Here is a 15,262-nt window from a genome sequence, read left to right as displayed (position 1 = left end):
GGCCTGTCGCTCTGCGCGCGCCTCGGCGGCCGCTCGGCTGACCGCCTTCACCCGGCGCGTGTGCCGTCGCCTGCCACGCCGGATGCGCCTCGGCGGGGGACGTTCTCCTTGCCGCCGTCGCGCCTCTCGTCGCCGCTTCTCCTGGGCCATATCCGATACGGACCGGCAGCATCTGGGTTCGCCGTGCCCCTCCCACCCCGAAGGACGGAACCCCGCTACTCCCTTCGCTTGGTGTGTCCGCCTTCGCCAGATGCGGGCCCCATCACCCGGGTTTTCTGAGAATTGGGCCTTGTGTGAGGTCGGGTGTCAACTTATGCTGCGCCGGAAGTTAAGAAACTTTCCTAACGGAAACGGAGTCGTTCGTGAGGAGAAGCGCACGTGCGGGCCTCGTCGCAGTCCTGGCCGCGCTGATGGTGCCGCTCTCGGCGCCGTCGGGCGCGAGCGCGGCGGCCGCCGACCCCCTGGTCTCGCAGGGTAAGACGGCGACGGCCTCCTCCGTCGAGGCGGCGGGACTGGAGCCGGGTAAGGCGGTGGACGGCAGCACCGCCACGCGGTGGGCCAGCGCCGAGGGTGCGGACCCGCAGTGGATCCGGGTGGACCTCGGCTCCACGCACACCGTCTCCCGGGTACGGCTGGTCTGGGAGGCCGCGTACGCCACGGCCTACCGCGTGCAGACCTCGCCCGACGGATCCACCTGGACCGACGTCTACTCGACCACCACCGGCGACGGCGGCACCGACGATCTCACGGTCAGCGGCACCGGCCGCTACGTCCGCGTGTACGGCACCCAGCGCGGCACACCCTGGGGCTACAGCCTGTGGGAGCTGGAGGTCTACGGCACGCCCACCGGCGGCGGCGGGGGCACCCCGGTCGAGGCGAACGGCCAGCTGAGGGTGTGCGGCATCAAGCTCTGCAACGAGCACGGCAAGCAGATCCAGCTGCGCGGCATGAGCAGCCACGGCATCCAGTGGTACCCGCAGTGCCTCACCGACGCCTCGCTCGACGCCCTGGCCGGCGACTGGAAGGCCGACGTGCTGCGCATCTCGATGTACATCCAGGAGGACGGGTACGAGACCAACCCCCGCCTGTTCACCGACCGGGTGCACAACCTGATCGAGATGGCCACCGCCCGCGGCATGTACGCGATCGTCGACTGGCACATGCTCGACCCCGGCGACCCGATGTACAACCTCGGCAGGGCCAAGACGTTCTTCACGGAGATCGCCCAGCGCCACAACGGCAAGAAGAACGTTCTGTACGAGATCGCCAACGAGCCGAACGGCGACTCCGTCACCTGGGCCGTCATCCGCGACTACGCGCACCAGCTCATCCCGGTGATCAGGCAGTACGACCCGGACGCGCCGATCCTGATCGGCACCCGCGCGTGGTCGTCGCTCGGCGTCTCGGCCGGCTCGGACGAGACCGAGATCGTCAGCAACCCGGTCAACGCCGACAACATCATGTACACGTTCCACTTCTACGCGGCCTCGCACGGCACCGAATACCTGAACACCCTCTCCCGCGCCGCCGACCGGCTGCCCATCTTCGTCACCGAGTTCGGGACGCAGAGCGCCTCCGGCGACGGGGCGAACAACTTCACCAGGTCACAGCAATACCTCGACCTGCTGGCCCAGAAGAAGATCAGCTGGGTGAACTGGAACTTCTCCGACGACTTCCGCTCCGGCGCGGTCTTCACCACCGGCACCTGCCCGAACGGCCCGTTCGCCGGAACGAGCAGGCTGAAGGAGGCCGGCGTGTGGATCCGCGACAGGATCCGCACCCCCGACGACTTCTGACCCGCACGTGACCTGGGGCCCTGTCTTCGCGGCCGTTCTTGAGGTGCGATGGGAGGTGAGCGAAGGAGGACAAGCATGATCATCGTTGGTGTCGACGGCTCCGACGCCGCCCGCGCGGCCGTGGAGTGGGCCGCGGACGACGCCTTCCGCAGGGGTTCGGCGCTGCGGCTCGTGCACGCGGCCGACACCTCGTGGTACCTCGTCGGCGCCCGCCCCGACGCCACGCTGTCGGAGAAGGTGCTGCGCGAGGGGCGGCGGGTGCTGGACGAGGCCGAGGCGCTGGTCCGGGAGCGGCGGCCGTCCGTCGAGGTGGTCACGCACGAGGTGGAGGGCGAGCCCGTCGCCGTCCTGCGCGACCAGGCCGAGGAGGACGGCGCCGAGGCGCTGGTCGTCGGCAGCCGCGGGCTCGGCGGGTTCTCCGGCGCGCTGCTCGGCTCGGTCGGCGCGAGCCTGGCCGGTCACCTCCGCTGCCCCGTCGTGGTGGTACGCGAGGGGCGGCGGCAGGAACGCGGCGAGGTCGTGGCCGGGGTGGACGACGCGCCCGAGTGCGAGGCGGCCCTGGCCTACGCCTTCGAACAGGCCGCGGCACGCGGCGCCACGCTCAGAGCCGTCCACGCCTGGCAGCTTCCCGCCCTGTACACGCCTGAGGCCCCGTTCACCATGGACGAGGTGCGCACCGCGCAGCAGCAGGTCGTACGGGACCGGCTGAAGCGGCTCAAGGAGGCCCACCCGCAGGTCACGGTCGTCGAGGACGTGCGACGAGCGCATCCGGTCGATGCGCTCGTCGCCGCCTCACGGGAGGCGGACCTGCTGGTCGTCGGCTCGCAGGGCCGGGGCGCGCTCGGCTCGGCCCTGCTCGGCTCGGTCAGCAGGAACGTGCTGCATCACGTGTCCTGCCCGGTGGCCGTCGTCCGCCCTTGAGGGCTCGGACGGTCAGCGGGCGGCCCGTTCTCGCCGGACGGCCGGGTGCCGTCCGGCGAGCGTGCACGGCCGTACGGGCGAGCCCGCGGCAGCCCGGCGCCTGCGGTTGCCGCGGAACTCCATCACCAGGGTCTCGCCTGGCCGGATGTGCCACGGGTCGACGTGGATCGTCCGCAGGCCGGCCGGGCGGGCGGCCTGGCGGGGGCGGAAGTTCGCGGTCTCCGCTCCCGCACGCGCGGAGATCTCCCGCGCGATCATGAGGAGGACGCGCTGAGCACGTCGCGCAGGGGGCGCAGGCCGTCCTCCACGTAGGTGGCGATGGGGCGGTCGCTGCCGTTCAGATACCACTGTTCGAGCGCGGCGAAGTAGCCGAACGCGAGGGCGTTGGCGATCACCCTGGCCTGCGTCTCGTTCACCTTGCCCGTCTTGGTGATCAGCGGGGCGATGCGCTGCCCGGCCTGGTCGAGGGTGGCGCAGACGGCCATGCGCACCGAGGGCGTGGCGAAGAAGTAGCGGACCCGCCGCCACGGGCCCTTGCCGGCCTGCCGCTCCTCGCGCGGGGCCTCGTACGCGCGGACGGCCTGCACCAGGCTGCCCACCGGGTCGGCCGGGTCGAAGATGGCGGCCAGCGCCTCGGGGCTCATGGCGTCGAACTCGATGTCGGTGACCACGATGCCCTCTTTGGTGCCGAAGATCCGGTAGACCGTCGAGGGCGAGACCTCGGCGGCCGCCGCGATCTCCTCGATGGTGACAGCGTCGAATCCACGCTCGTCGAACAGGTCGAGGGCGTGTTCCTGGATGGCGCGCATGGCCTTGAGTCGCCAGCGCTCGCGAAGCCCGCTCATGCACTCACCTTATCAGCAAGTCACTGTCTCAAGCATGTCGCTGTCTCTAGAAATTGACTTTCTAAAACTTGCGTGCTTAGAGTCACTTGCTCCAGACAGTCACTTTCTGAAAGGGGTCATGCCATGACCACGCCACGCGGCCGGGCCGTCCCGGCGCTGCTGTACGTGGGCGCGGCGCTCACCGCGATCGCCGCCCTGCTTCCGTTCTTCGCCAAGGGGACGCTCGCCGACCACATCAGGGCCGGTTACCCCGCCTACACGCCCGGCGAGATCGACGCCGCCGTCAACGCGTACCTGATCATCCTCGGCACCATCGGGTTCCTGGGGCTGCTCGGCTGGTTCAGCACGGTCTGGGCCGTCAACGCCGGGAAGGACTGGGCGATCTGGATGGCCGTCGGGCTGCTGGTGATCGCACTGCTCATCGCGATCGCCGGGCTGACCGTGAAGGACAACTCGGGCGATGTCGGCCTGGCGCCGCTGTTCGGCTGGCTGCTGGCCCTGCCGTGCGTTCCCGGGCTCGCCGCGGTCGCGCTGTGGAGAAGGGCGCGATGACGCAGAAGATCACACGAGGTCAGGGCGGCACGGGCGACTTGGGGAGGAGTCCAGGCGGTCCGGGCGGCTTGATCGGTGTCGTGGCACGCGCGGCCGGAGCGCTCAAGCGGGCGATGTACAGGGGCGATCGTCCGAACGCGTTCATGCGGCTCGTGAACAGGCTCGACGCACTGATGTACGGGGCCGGGTGGCTGACGCCGAGCCAGGCCGCCGTGCTGAAGGTGGTCGGGCGGCGCAGCGGGGCCGTCACGTCGGTGCCGGTCGCGGTCGCCCGCCACGGCGGCGGGGAGTACCTCGTCTCGATGCTCGGGTCGAAGGCGAGCTGGGTGCTGAACGTGCAGGAAGCCGGTGGCGCGGCCGTACTGCGCCGCCGGGGCCGCGACCAGCCGATCATGCTGCGCGAGGTCCCCGTCGGGCAGCGCGCGGAGATCCTGCGCCGGTACGTCGCCATCGCCCCCGGCGCCCGCCCCCACGTGGGGCTGGGCCCGGATGCGCCGCTGGCGTCCTTCCGCCGCATCGAAGACCGCCACCCGGTGTACCGCATCTACGACCGCCCCTGAGAGGTAGCCTGCCGCCACGGCAACCCCTGCCGCGCCCCCGCCCACCGCGCTCCATGCCGCGACCACGTGGTCGCCCTGCCGTCGTGACCACGTGGTCGGCTCGGCGCGGCCACCCGCCGTCCCGGCCGTTCCCCGGCCGCGACCATCCCCCAGGCGCCACAGCCTCTGAGGCGCCGGGGCTCCTCCGCCGCTGCGACCGCCTTCTGGAGGGTGGCGCCCTGGCTTCGCCGCCGGTGCCCGCCCGAAACAGGCGGAGATTTCCGGCAGCGCCGCAGGAGCCCACAGGGCGCCTCTCACACCGGCCCCCGCAGCCGGCGAGGCGCGCGCAGGGCGACAGGCCGGCGGCTCGCCGCGGACGCCCCGGCCGCCGCCTGCCCGCCCTGCCGAGCGGCCGATCCGGCGCACACTCGCATTCCCCTACAACGTCTGGCATACCGCCCGAAAGGGCATGAAGGTCTCTGTGGATGATCCGTGGGGCCCCGGCGACTCACGCGTACGGGCCGCCGCTCACTCGAACGGGCCGCCGCCTGCCCGCAGCCGCCGTGCCGCCCCTCCGCTTCCCGCGGCACGACCACCACACCTCCGGACGTGAGCACCCCGGCGGCGGCGAGCGCGGCCGAGCGGACCACAATTGACGATGTAGGGCGGTGATGAGCGATGCACCTGTCGGACCGGGAACGCCGGATCCTCGCCGAGATCGAGATGGCGCTGCGCAGGAGCGATCGTGCCTTCGCCCGCCGCATCGACGCGCTCAACGCCGCCGCCCGCCGCAAGAGGGTGTACCGCTTCGGCCCGGGGACCAGTCGCAAGGAGATCGCGGGCCTGCTGGCGGCGGTCGCCGTCCTGACCTTGTTGATGGTGTTCCTGGTCGTCTTCACCGGGCACGCGTCGTCGCCCGCGCCGTCCGGCCCGTCGCTCGCCCCGTCGCAGCCCGTCACGGTGCAGGCGCCCCTGCACGAGGCCGGCGGCCGCTGAGCGGTCCGGGATCTCACAGAACGGATCTCACAGAACGGCCGCGATCGCCCAGGAGACCTCCTGCCGATCTGCTAATACGAATTATTACTGGGCCATCACCTCTTGACGGCAAGCACGGCAAGGTCCCACACTCGTTGGCTAATGCGCATTAGCGAGGAGACCCAACCGTGGCAAGACGCCTGACCCAGCAGGACATCGCCCGCATGGCGGGAGTGAGCCAGACCACCGTGTCGCTGGTGCTCAACAATCGCGCCGACAGCGAGGTGCGCATCTCGCCCGAGACCCGGCAACGGGTGCTGCGGGTGATCAGGGAGACCGGCTACATCGCCGACCCCGCGGCCCGCAGGCTCGCCGAGGGACGCAACCGCATACTCGGCGTCTTCACCTACGAGGCGGTCTTCCCCGCCACCAGCGCCGACTTCTACCACCCGTTCCTGGTCGGCATCGAGGAGTGCGCCGAGGAGGTCGGCTGCGACCTGCTGCTGTTCACCAGCGCGCGGGCCTCGGGCGGCGGGCGGCGGCGGATCTTCAACGAGGACAGCCGGGTACGGCTCGCCGACGGGTGCGTGCTGCTCGGCCGCATGGTCGACCGCGACGACCTGGCCAGGCTGATCGCCGACCAGATCCCGTTCGTGTCCGTCGGCCGCCGCGACGACGCCGGCGGGCCCGTCCCGTACGTCGGCGCCGACTACCCCACGGCCACCCGCGCGCTGGTGGAACGGGCGGTGCGGCTCGGGCACCGCAGGCTCGTCTACGTCGGCACCGGGGGAGGGGCCGAGTCCACGGCCGACCGGTACGCCGGCTTCCGCGCCGCCGTCGCGGAGTTCGACGTGGAAGGGCTCCACCTGGCTCCGGACGTGTCCGATCTCCTCGACGCCGTACGCGACACCGGCGCCACCGCCGCCTTCTTCGAAGAGCAGGCCGACGCGGTCCTCTTCGTCCAGGCGGCAAAGGAACGCGGCCTCGCGATCCCCGGTGACCTGTCCCTGGTCACGCTCGGCTCGGCGACCCGCCCCGTGCACACCGACATCGACTTCACCGGCTTCCTCATCCCCCGCCGCGAGATGGGCCGCAGGGCCGTCGAGCTGCTGACCGGGGTGATCGAGTCCGGCGGCACACCCCAGGAACTCCTGCCCTGCGAGCTGATCGAGGGCTCCACACTGATCGGAAGGTGACCCCTCACGTGGTCGAGATGAAAGCGGACGCGGTCGTGGTCGGCGGCGGGCTGGGCGGCGTGGCCGCCGCGCTGGCCCTGCTGCGGGCGGGCCGCACGGTGCTGCTGTCGGAGGAGTACGCCTGGCTGGGCGGCCAGCTCACCAGCCAGGCCGTGCCGCCGGACGAGCACTCCTGGGTGGAGCGCTTCGGCGTCACCGCGAGCTACCGGGCGCTGCGCGACGGCATCCGCCAGTACTACCGCGACTATTACCCGCTCACCCCTGCCGCCAGGGCCAAGCGGGACCTGAACCCCGGCGGCGGCCACGTGAGCAGGCTCTGTCACGAGCCGCGCGTCGCGGTCGCCGTCATCGAGGCCATGCTCGCGCCCTACCGGGGCTGCGGCAGGCTGCGGGTGCTGCAGCCGTACCGGCCGATCGCCGCCTCCTACGACGGCGACCGGGTGAGCGCGGTGCTGCTCAGCGGCGAGGGGCGCGAGGTGTGGGCGAGCGCCCCGTACATCATCGACGCCACCGAGACCGGCGAGCTGCTGCCGCTGACCGGCACCGAGTACGTCACCGGCTTCGAGTCGCAGGCCGACACCGGCGAGCCCAGCGCCCCCAGCGAGGCGCAGCCGCTCAACATGCAGGCCATCTCGGTGTGCTTCGCCATCGACCACGTGGACGGCGACCACACGATCGACAAGCCGGAGTCGTACGACTTCTGGCGCGAGTACCAGCCGCCGTTCTGGGGCGACAAGCTGCTGTCGTGGCGCTGCCCCCACCCGCGCACGCTGGAGATCGTCGAACGCGCCTTCACCCCCAACCCCGACGACGACCCGCTGCTCGTCGAGGCGGACCAGCGGGTCAACCCGGGCGACGCCAACCTGTGGACGTTCCGGCGGATCGCCGCGCGCAAGACGTTCGTCGAAGGCGCGTACGAAAGCGACATCACGCTGGTCAACTGGCCGATGATCGACTACCTGGAGGGCCCGGTCATCGACGTGCCGGACGCCGAGCGGCACCTGAAGGCCGCCCGCGAGCTGTCGCTGTCGGTGCTGTACTGGATGCAGACCGAGGCCGGCTTCCCCGGGCTGCGGCTGCGCGGCGACATCACCGGCAGCGCCGACGGTCTCGCCCAGGCGCCCTACATCCGCGAGTCGCGCCGCATCAAGGCCCTCTACACGGTGGTCGAGCAGGACCTGTCGTACGCGGTGCGCGGCGACAGGGGTGCGGTCAGCTACCCCGACTCGGTCGGCGTCGGCATGTACCGGATCGACCTGCACCCGTCGACCGGCGGCGACAACTACATCGACGTGGCGAGCTGCCCGTTCGAGATCCCGCTCGGCGCGCTGATCCCGCAGCGCATGACGAACCTGCTGCCCGCCTCCAAGAACATCGGCACCACCCACATCACCAACGGCGCCTACCGGCTGCACCCGGTCGAGTGGAACATCGGCGAGGCCGCGGGCGCCCTGGCGGCGTTCTGCCTCGACCACGGCACCACGCCGCACGCCGTACGAGAGAGCGAGTCCCTGCTCGCCGACTTCCAGCACAGGCTCACCCGGGACGGCGTCGAGCTGCGCTGGCCCGCTGTCACCGCGTATTAGGGAGACCCCGCCATGAGGGCATTGATCCCCGCCGTCGCCCTGCTCACCCTGGCCGCCGCCTGCGGAAGCGGCGCGGAGCAGACCGCGCAGTCCGGCCCCGCGACACTGCGCATGTCGATCTGGACGGCCAACGAGGACCATCTCAAGCTCTTCAACGAGATCGCCGCCGGCTACACCAAGGCCAAGGTGACGTTCGAGTCGATCCCGATCGACAGCTACACCACCACGCTCACCACGCAGATCGCCGGCGGCAAGGCGCCCGACCTGGCCTGGATCCTGGAGGGCTCGGCCCCCGACTTCGTCGAGTCCGGCGCGCTCGCGCCGCTGTCGAGCAAGATCCAGAACGCCGCCGAGCTGGCGCCCGCCGCGACCCGGCTGTGGCAGAAGGACGGCGAGCTGTACGCCTACCCGTTCTCCACCTCGCCGTTCGGCGTGTTCGTCAACACCGATCTGCTGCGCGAGGCCGGCAAAAAGGTGCCCGCCAAGGGCTGGACCTGGCAGGAGGCCATGGACGCGGCCGCCGCCGTGGCGAAGAAGGGCAAGGCCGGGCTGATCGTCGGCGACTGGGACTACAAGAACTGGACCAACCTCGCCACCCTGTGGGAGGGCTGGGGCGCCAAGGCGTGGAGCGAGGACGGCGCGACCTGCGGCTTCAACCAGCCGCCGATGGTCGAGGCGATGACGTTCCTGCACAAGTCGATCTTCACGGACAAGGCGCTGCCCGGCCCCGGCGAGACCGTCGACTTCTACTCCGGCGACGCCGCCATGATCGTCACTCAGATCTCGCGGGCGAGCCTGCTCAAGGACGCGACGTTCGACTGGACGCTGCTGCCGCTGCCGCACGGCCCCGCAGGGGAGTACTCCGTGATCGGGCAGGCCGGCATCGGCGTCATCAAGAAGTCGCCCAACGCCGAGCTGGCCGCCGACTTCCTCGGCTACTTCACCAATGCCGAGAACTCCGCCAAGCTCGCCCAGTACTTCCCGCCCGCCCGCACCTCGCAGCTCAACGTCGAGACGCTGGCCAAGTCGAACCCGCTGCTCAAGCCCGAGCAGCTGCAGGCCGTCGTCATCGACGGCATCCCCAACGGCGTGGTCAAGCCCAGCCACAAGGGCCAGGAGGAGCTCATCCAGACCGCCCGCGCCGCGCTCGACCCGCTCTGGCAGCCCGGCGCCGACGTCAAGGCGGTGCTCGACGGCGTGTGTACGAAGATCCAGCCGCTGCTGGGGTCGTAACGATGGCCGTGCTCACCGCCGCGAAGGCCGGGAGCCGCAGCGCGAGCCGCTTCTGGACCGTGCGGCGCCGCGACAACCTCGTCGGCTACCTGCTCATCGCCCCGCAGCTCGCCGGCAGCGTGCTGTTCGTGCTGCTGCCGCTGGCGCTGGTCGGCTGGTTCAGCCTCAACGAGTGGAACGTCCTGGCCGGCACGTTCGAGTACGTCGGCCTGGACAACTACGCCAGGCTGGCCGCCGACCCGGCGCTGCGCGACTCGCTGACCGCGACCGCGATCTTCTCCGCCGGGCTCGTCACGCTCAACCTGACCCTCGCCCTGCTGCTCGCGGTGCTGCTCAACCAGAAGCTGCGCGGCACCGTGGTCTTCCGCGCGCTGTTCTTCTCACCGGTGCTGGTGTCGCTGGTGGCCTGGACGATCGTCTGGCAGTTCCTGCTCCAGCCGAACGGCGGCATCAACGCTCTCTTCGGGGGCGGGCCCAACTGGCTGCGCGGCTCGGGCACCGCGATGCTGTCGGTCATCGTCGTCCAGGTGATCAAGAACGTCGGCCTCAACATGGTGCTCTTCCTGGCCGCGCTGCAGGGCGTGCCGAAGCAGCTCTACGAGGCCGCCCAGCTCGACGGGGCCGGCGCCTGGACCAGGTTCCGCCGCATCACGGTGCCGCTCATCAGCCCGACGATCCTGCTCACCTCGATCATCACGGTGGTCGGCTCGCTCCAGGTGTTCGCCCAGATCGCCGTGCTCACCCAGGGCGGCCCCGGCACCTCCACCACCGTCCTCGTCTACTACCTCTACCAGCAGGCCTTCCCGTTTCACCATTTCGGGTACGGCGCGACGATCTCCGTGCTGCTGTTCCTCATCGTCGGTGCGCTGACGCTCGTGCAGTGGCGGATGCGGAGGAAGTGGGTCCACCTTGAGACGTAAGCTCATCCTGTACGCGGTGCTGTGCGTGCTCTGCGTGCCGTTCGTCTTCCCGACCTGGTGGATGATCACCACGTCGATGAAGCCCATCAGCGAGGTCTTCGACTTCTCCCTCATCCCCCAGGTGTGGGACCTGTCCAGCTACGCCCGCGTCTTCGAGATGCAGCCGTTCGGGCAGCAGTACCTCAACAGCCTCTACATCGCCGCCGTGGTCACCGCCGGCACGATGGCGGTGGCCGCGATGGCCGGGTACGCCTTCGCCCGCATCCGCTTCCCCGGCCAGAACGTGCTCTTCGTCGTCGTCCTGGTGGGCCTGCTCATCCCGAGCGAGGTCACGATCGTGCCGCTGTTTCAGATGTTCAACCGGCTCGGCCTGATCAACACCCACTGGCCGCTGATCGTCGTGCCGATCCTGGGCGCGCCGAGCGTGCTGGCCACGTTCATCATGCGGCAGTTCTTCCTCACGCTGCCCGGCGAGCTGGAGGAGGCCGCCAGAGTGGACGGCCTGGGCCGCTTCGGCACCTTCTACCGGGTCGCGCTGCCGCTGGCCAGGCCCGCGCTCGGCGCGGTGGCGATCTTCACGTTCCTGCACTCGTGGAACCTGTACCTGGAGCCGATCGTGTACCTGTCGACGCCCGACATGTTCACGCTGCCCCAGGCGCTCACCCAGTTCGTCGACGCCTACGGCGGACCCCTCTGGAACGTGCAGCTCGCCGCCGCCTCGATGACCGCCGTACCGATCCTGGTGGTCTTCGTCCTCGCCCAGCGCCACTTCATCGAGGGCCTCGCCCACACCGGGCTCAAGGGCTGACCGCGGATCCGCTCCCGCCGCCGCGTCCTCGTCGGTCATGGCTCTCAGCAGCCCGTTGGTGGTGGTGTTCGGCTGCCGGCCGACGTGGGGGTGCAGGTGCGCGGTGGAGACCAGCGCCGGGTACGGCGCGAGCTGCGCGTGCCGGTCGAGCATGGGCCCGATGCCCAGCAGCGGCTCGACCGCCGCCCACAGCAGGTCGGGCTCGTGCCCGGCCTCGACCCGGACCAGCCGCGCCTCCCGGTCGAGCACCTCGATCCGGTTCATCGCGGACAGGTCGATGACGATGCCGCCGTCGTTCGACGACCGCCCCGACAGGCCGTGCCCGCCGCTGCGCACCGACAGCGCTAACCCCTGCTCGCGCGCGTAGCGCAGCGCGGCGGCCACCTCCCCGGCGCTCTCGGGCAGCAGCACCGCGGCGGGGCTCGACACGGCGGTGTACGTGGAGCGCAGCAGCGCGTACCGCCGGTCGCCGGGCGTGACGACCTGCCCCGCAGCCCGGGCGGGACCGGCGTGAGGCTCATCGCCGCCCCCTGGCCACCTGCTCGCGTACGGCCGGCACGACCTCCGCCGCGAACACCTCAAGCTGCGCCAGATGGTCGGACACCGGCCAGAAGATGAACGTGTCGAAGCCAAGCTCGAGCGCCCACCTGGTGAGCGTGTCCGTCCACAGGCGTACGTCGCCCGCCAGGCCGTGCCCGCCGCGCACGTCGCCGATCGTGCCGAGCACGTTGTACGCCCGCCGGATCGCGGCCGGGTCGCGCCCGGCGGCGCGGGCCGCCTCGTCGATGAGCTTCTGCTTGCCGGGCACCTCGTCAGGGGCGACGTAGATGTTCATCGGCGAGATCCAGCCGTCGGCGGCCCTGCCGGTCACGCCCAGCATCTTCGGCTTCATGCTGCCCAGCCACAGCGGAACGGGGGAGGGCGGCACCGGGCCCGCCTGGTAGCCCTCGACGTCGTGGTGCTCGCTGCGCAGCCGCACAACGCCGCCCGCCAGCGCCGCCCGCAGGATGTGCAGCGACTCCTCCGTGTAGGCGACCATCTGCGCGCCGGTGCGCCGTCCACCGCCCATGCTGGTGATCGCGTCGGCGAACCCGCCGCCGCCCACGCCCAGCACCAGCCGGCCGCCGGACAGCACGCCGAGCGAGGCCGCGGCCTTGGCCAGCATCGCCGGCGGGCGCAACTGCAGGTCGGCCACATCGGTCAGCAACGACACGCGCCGGGTCACCGCCGCCACATGCGTGATCCACGTGAGCGTCTCAAGGTGTCCGGGCTGGTACGGGTGGTCCTGAACGGCCAGGTAGTCGATCCCGTTCTCGTCGGCGACGGCCGCCATGCGCAGGCTCTCGGAGAGCCGGTGCACGCCGGGGTCGAGGCTCACACCGAAGGAGAGGTCATGTCCGTAGTCAGTCATGCCTCCATGCTCCGGACGGCGGCGCTTCTGGGCAAAGGTCAGGTTAGGTACTAATCTTGAGTAAGTGACCACTGCATCCCAGCCTCGCGACCCGATGATCCACGAGCCGAGCTGCCGCAGCTTCCAGAACATCATGGAGACCGTCGGCCGCCGCTGGACCAGCGCGATCCTGCTGGCCGGGCAGCGCGGCGCGCGCCGCTTCGGCGAATACCGCCTGTCGGTGCCGGGCATCTCCGACCGGCTGCTCGCCCAGCGGCTCAAGGAGCTCGAAGCCGAGGGGTTGATGGTGCGTACGGTGATCCCCACCACGCCGGTGCAGGTCCGCTACGAGCTGTCGCCCGACGGCGAGGAGCTGATGCGGCTCCTGCAACCCCTGGTGGAGTGGGGCCACCGCCGCGCCACCGCCGCAGCGAGCTGACCCCCGCGCCGAGGCGGGCCGATCCCTGCCTGGGGCGGCCGAACTGCGCCGGGGCCGGCCGATCCGCGCCTGCTGCTGCCGCTGAGCGGGCTCAGCCACCGGGCGATCGAGCCGCCCACGCAGCGCCTCGGCCACCGCCTGATCGGCCGGATCGGTGCGGGGGCCGCCGCGCGGGCGGCCCCCGGAGGGCGTCAGGAGGCGTAGGTCTCGTACTCGGCGACCCTGGGGGTGCCGTTCGAGCCGGTGATCCTGAACGTGATCTTCTTCAGGGACGTCGGGGTGAAGCTGATCGTGCCCGCCCCGGTGCCGGACTTCAGCACGGCTCCGTTGTCGGCGTTGATGAGCTGCCACGACCCGATCACGCCCGTCGCGCCGGACGCCTCGCGGATCACGACCCTGCCGACCGTCGTGGCCGAGCCCCACTTGATCGAGATGTCGCCTGTCGAGCCATTTGGCGACCAGTACGTGCTCATGTTCCCGTCACGCACGTTGCCGTAGCTCGTGCCGCCGGCCTTGCTCGACCCGTCGGAGCCCGCGCCGATGCTCAGGTTCGTGCCGGTGGGCGGGTCCGTGGGATCGGTCGGCGGATCCGTGGGGTCGGTGGGCGGGTCGGTCGGGTTGGTCGGGGTGCAGTTGCCGTCCGAGACCTGCAGGCCCTTGTTGGCGCCCGCCGTCCTGCTCACGATGTCCGGCACGCAGCTCGCGCCGTCGAGGCGGTAGGAGTAGGGGACACTGACGCTGGTGTTGGACTGCGGGTCGGGACCGGCCGGGTTGTGGTCGTCGTCGCGGGCGCCCCAGGTCACGTTGTCGAAGATGTTGCCGCTGACCTGCCAGTAGCCGGCCTCGTCGGTGTAGAAGGTGCCGAGGACGTCCTTGGAGTCCTCGAAGTAGTTGTTGTCCACCTTCGCCCGGCCGCCCGCCCGGGAGTTGATGCCGGACTCGTTGATGTTCCGGTAGTGGTTGTTGTACATGTGGGCGATCCCGCCCCGCAGCAGCGGCGTACGGGAGTCGATGTTCTGGTACAGGTTGTGGTGGAACGTCACGTTGCCGTTCGAGCGGTCGCTCTCGCTGGAGCCGATGAGCCCGCCCCGGCCGGAGTTGCGCAGGATGCTGTACGACAGCGTCACGTACTGCGTGTTGTTCTTCATGTCGAACAGGCCGTCGAAGCCCTCCGGCTCGCCGCCCGACGCCTCCAGCGTGACGTGGTCCACCCAGACGTTGCGGACGTCCTTCTCCATGCCGATGGCGTCGCCGCCGTTGGAGGTGGGCGAGCCCGACTTCTTGACGTTCCTGACCGTCACGTTCTGGATGATGATGTTGCTGGCCTCGCGGATGTGAATGCCGATCTGGTCGAAGACCGCGCCGCTGCCGACCCCGATGATCGTGACGTTGCTGATCTGCTTGAGCTCGATCACGCCGTCCGCGGTGTTGCAGCTGCCGCCGGACACCTTGCTGGTGTTGCCGTGGTTGATCGTGCCCTCGACCTGGATGGTGATCGGGGTGCTGCTGCTGGCCCGGCTGCACAGGGCCTGGTGGATCGCGGTTCCCGTGGTGGCGCGCACGGTCTGCCCGCCAGCCCCGCCGGTGGTGCCGCCGTTGGCGGAGGCGAAGCCGGTGGCGCTGCCGGCCGCGGCCGACGCCTGCATCGCCGTCACGGCCGTACCGGCCGCCGCGGCCAAGACCGCCGCGGCGAGTGCCGCGCCGGCGCGTAACACGACTGCTCGTCTCATGCTCGTCCCATCTCGTCGTCCGATGCCGGCTGCTGCCCGCAGCCGGTCCTGCTGGTCCGGGCACGACGGGATGACCCGCCGACCGGAGTCCCCCCAGCGAGTGCGCACCGCTCACATGAGTGAACACGTCCGTGTTGGTGGAAGTAGCGCCACCGTAGGAAAGCGCTTTCCGCCTGTCAATGAGCGATGAAACTTTCATCCGGCGGGTACGGGCGGGGCTGCCGCGTCCTCAAATCGGATATTTCGTCAAATTTCCGGCAGTCCTCGGCCTGGATTGCTTAGCTCGCCCGGCATCCGGGAAACCGGCGACTACGCTGAAGAAACCGAGGACC

At 70.5% G+C, this 15,262-nt stretch carries 15 protein-coding genes and 1 pseudogene; 11 read left to right on the top strand and 5 right to left on the bottom strand.

Annotated features, from left to right (window positions below; all coding sequences use genetic code 11):
- The first annotated feature begins 362 nt into the window (after positions 1-362).
- A complete protein-coding gene (locus ACFMQL_RS39175; protein WP_378789829.1) occupies positions 363-1,796 on the top strand; it encodes a cellulase family glycosylhydrolase in 1,434 nt (477 codons plus the stop codon).
- A 75-nt stretch (positions 1,797-1,871) separates the two neighbouring features.
- A complete protein-coding gene (locus ACFMQL_RS39170; protein ID WP_364067969.1) occupies positions 1,872-2,717 on the top strand; it encodes a universal stress protein in 846 nt (281 codons plus the stop codon).
- Positions 2,718-2,729: 12 nt separating this feature from the next.
- On the opposite strand, the gene ACFMQL_RS39165 is transcribed toward ACFMQL_RS39170, so the two are convergent.
- Together ACFMQL_RS39165 and ACFMQL_RS39160 are read right to left on the bottom strand one after the other, a co-directional pair.
- Positions 2,730-2,975 carry a hypothetical protein gene (locus ACFMQL_RS39165; RefSeq protein WP_364067968.1) on the bottom strand — a complete coding sequence of 82 codons (246 nt, stop codon included), beginning with the start codon at positions 2,973-2,975 and terminating at the stop codon, positions 2,730-2,732.
- Complete coding sequence (locus ACFMQL_RS39160) at positions 2,972-3,562, bottom strand: TetR/AcrR family transcriptional regulator (protein WP_364067967.1); 591 nt, start codon at positions 3,560-3,562, stop codon at positions 2,972-2,974. The genes ACFMQL_RS39165 and ACFMQL_RS39160 overlap by 4 nt, the downstream gene beginning before the upstream one ends.
- 123 nt (positions 3,563-3,685) lie before the next feature.
- Between ACFMQL_RS39160 and ACFMQL_RS39155 the strand changes: the two genes are divergently transcribed.
- The 8 genes from ACFMQL_RS39155 to ACFMQL_RS39120 all read left to right on the top strand — a co-directional run bounded on the left by ACFMQL_RS39155 (position 3,686) and on the right by ACFMQL_RS39120 (position 11,371).
- Positions 3,686-4,114, top strand: coding sequence for a hypothetical protein (locus tag ACFMQL_RS39155; RefSeq protein WP_364067966.1), 429 nt, complete (start codon positions 3,686-3,688; stop codon positions 4,112-4,114).
- Positions 4,115-4,266: 152 nt separating this feature from the next.
- Entirely contained in the window at positions 4,267-4,674 is a 408-nt protein-coding gene (locus ACFMQL_RS39150) for a nitroreductase family deazaflavin-dependent oxidoreductase (RefSeq protein ID WP_378789826.1), read from the top strand.
- A 657-nt stretch (positions 4,675-5,331) separates the two neighbouring features.
- On the top strand, positions 5,332-5,649 hold the full coding sequence (locus tag ACFMQL_RS39145) for a DUF3040 domain-containing protein (protein WP_364067964.1): 318 nt from the start codon (positions 5,332-5,334) through the stop codon (positions 5,647-5,649).
- A gap of 167 nt (positions 5,650-5,816) precedes the next feature.
- Positions 5,817-6,824: a LacI family DNA-binding transcriptional regulator gene (locus ACFMQL_RS39140; RefSeq protein ID WP_364067963.1), complete on the top strand. Its 1,008-nt coding sequence runs from the start codon at positions 5,817-5,819 to the stop codon at positions 6,822-6,824.
- 17 nt (positions 6,825-6,841) lie between these two features.
- Positions 6,842-8,410 (top strand): FAD-dependent oxidoreductase, encoded by a 1,569-nt coding sequence (locus tag ACFMQL_RS39135; RefSeq protein WP_378790263.1) that lies wholly within the window; start codon positions 6,842-6,844, stop codon positions 8,408-8,410.
- Between the two features lie 12 nt (positions 8,411-8,422).
- Positions 8,423-9,643, top strand: coding sequence for a sugar ABC transporter substrate-binding protein (locus ACFMQL_RS39130; protein WP_364067962.1), 1,221 nt, complete (start codon positions 8,423-8,425; stop codon positions 9,641-9,643).
- Between the two features lie 2 nt (positions 9,644-9,645).
- Positions 9,646-10,563 (top strand): sugar ABC transporter permease, encoded by a 918-nt coding sequence (locus tag ACFMQL_RS39125; RefSeq protein ID WP_364067961.1) that lies wholly within the window; start codon positions 9,646-9,648, stop codon positions 10,561-10,563.
- A complete protein-coding gene (locus ACFMQL_RS39120; protein WP_364067960.1) occupies positions 10,553-11,371 on the top strand; it encodes a carbohydrate ABC transporter permease in 819 nt (272 codons plus the stop codon). Before ACFMQL_RS39125 ends, ACFMQL_RS39120 begins: the two co-directional genes overlap by 11 nt.
- Before the next feature lie 261 nt (positions 11,372-11,632).
- Here the strand turns inward: ACFMQL_RS39120 and ACFMQL_RS39115 are convergent.
- Together ACFMQL_RS39115 and ACFMQL_RS39110 are read right to left on the bottom strand one after the other, a co-directional pair.
- Positions 11,633-11,755: pseudogene (locus ACFMQL_RS39115) on the bottom strand (FAD-binding protein); the annotation flags it as partial.
- A 133-nt stretch (positions 11,756-11,888) separates the two neighbouring features.
- Positions 11,889-12,782 carry an LLM class flavin-dependent oxidoreductase gene (locus ACFMQL_RS39110; protein ID WP_364067959.1) on the bottom strand — a complete coding sequence of 298 codons (894 nt, stop codon included), beginning with the start codon at positions 12,780-12,782 and terminating at the stop codon, positions 11,889-11,891.
- Positions 12,783-12,846: 64 nt separating this feature from the next.
- Between ACFMQL_RS39110 and ACFMQL_RS39105 the strand changes: the two genes are divergently transcribed.
- Complete coding sequence (locus tag ACFMQL_RS39105) at positions 12,847-13,200, top strand: helix-turn-helix domain-containing protein (RefSeq protein WP_364067958.1); 354 nt, start codon at positions 12,847-12,849, stop codon at positions 13,198-13,200.
- A gap of 191 nt (positions 13,201-13,391) precedes the next feature.
- Here ACFMQL_RS39105 and ACFMQL_RS39100 read toward each other — a convergent pair whose 3' ends face one another.
- Positions 13,392-14,930 (bottom strand): polysaccharide lyase family 1 protein, encoded by a 1,539-nt coding sequence (locus ACFMQL_RS39100; RefSeq protein ID WP_378789821.1) that lies wholly within the window; start codon positions 14,928-14,930, stop codon positions 13,392-13,394.
- Positions 14,931-15,262 lie beyond the last annotated feature (332 nt).

It is taken from the genome of Nonomuraea fastidiosa (assembly GCF_042751225.1).
GTDB lineage: Bacteria > Actinomycetota > Actinomycetes > Streptosporangiales > Streptosporangiaceae > Nonomuraea > Nonomuraea fastidiosa.
This window is presented reverse-complemented; position numbering and strand designations above follow the sequence as displayed.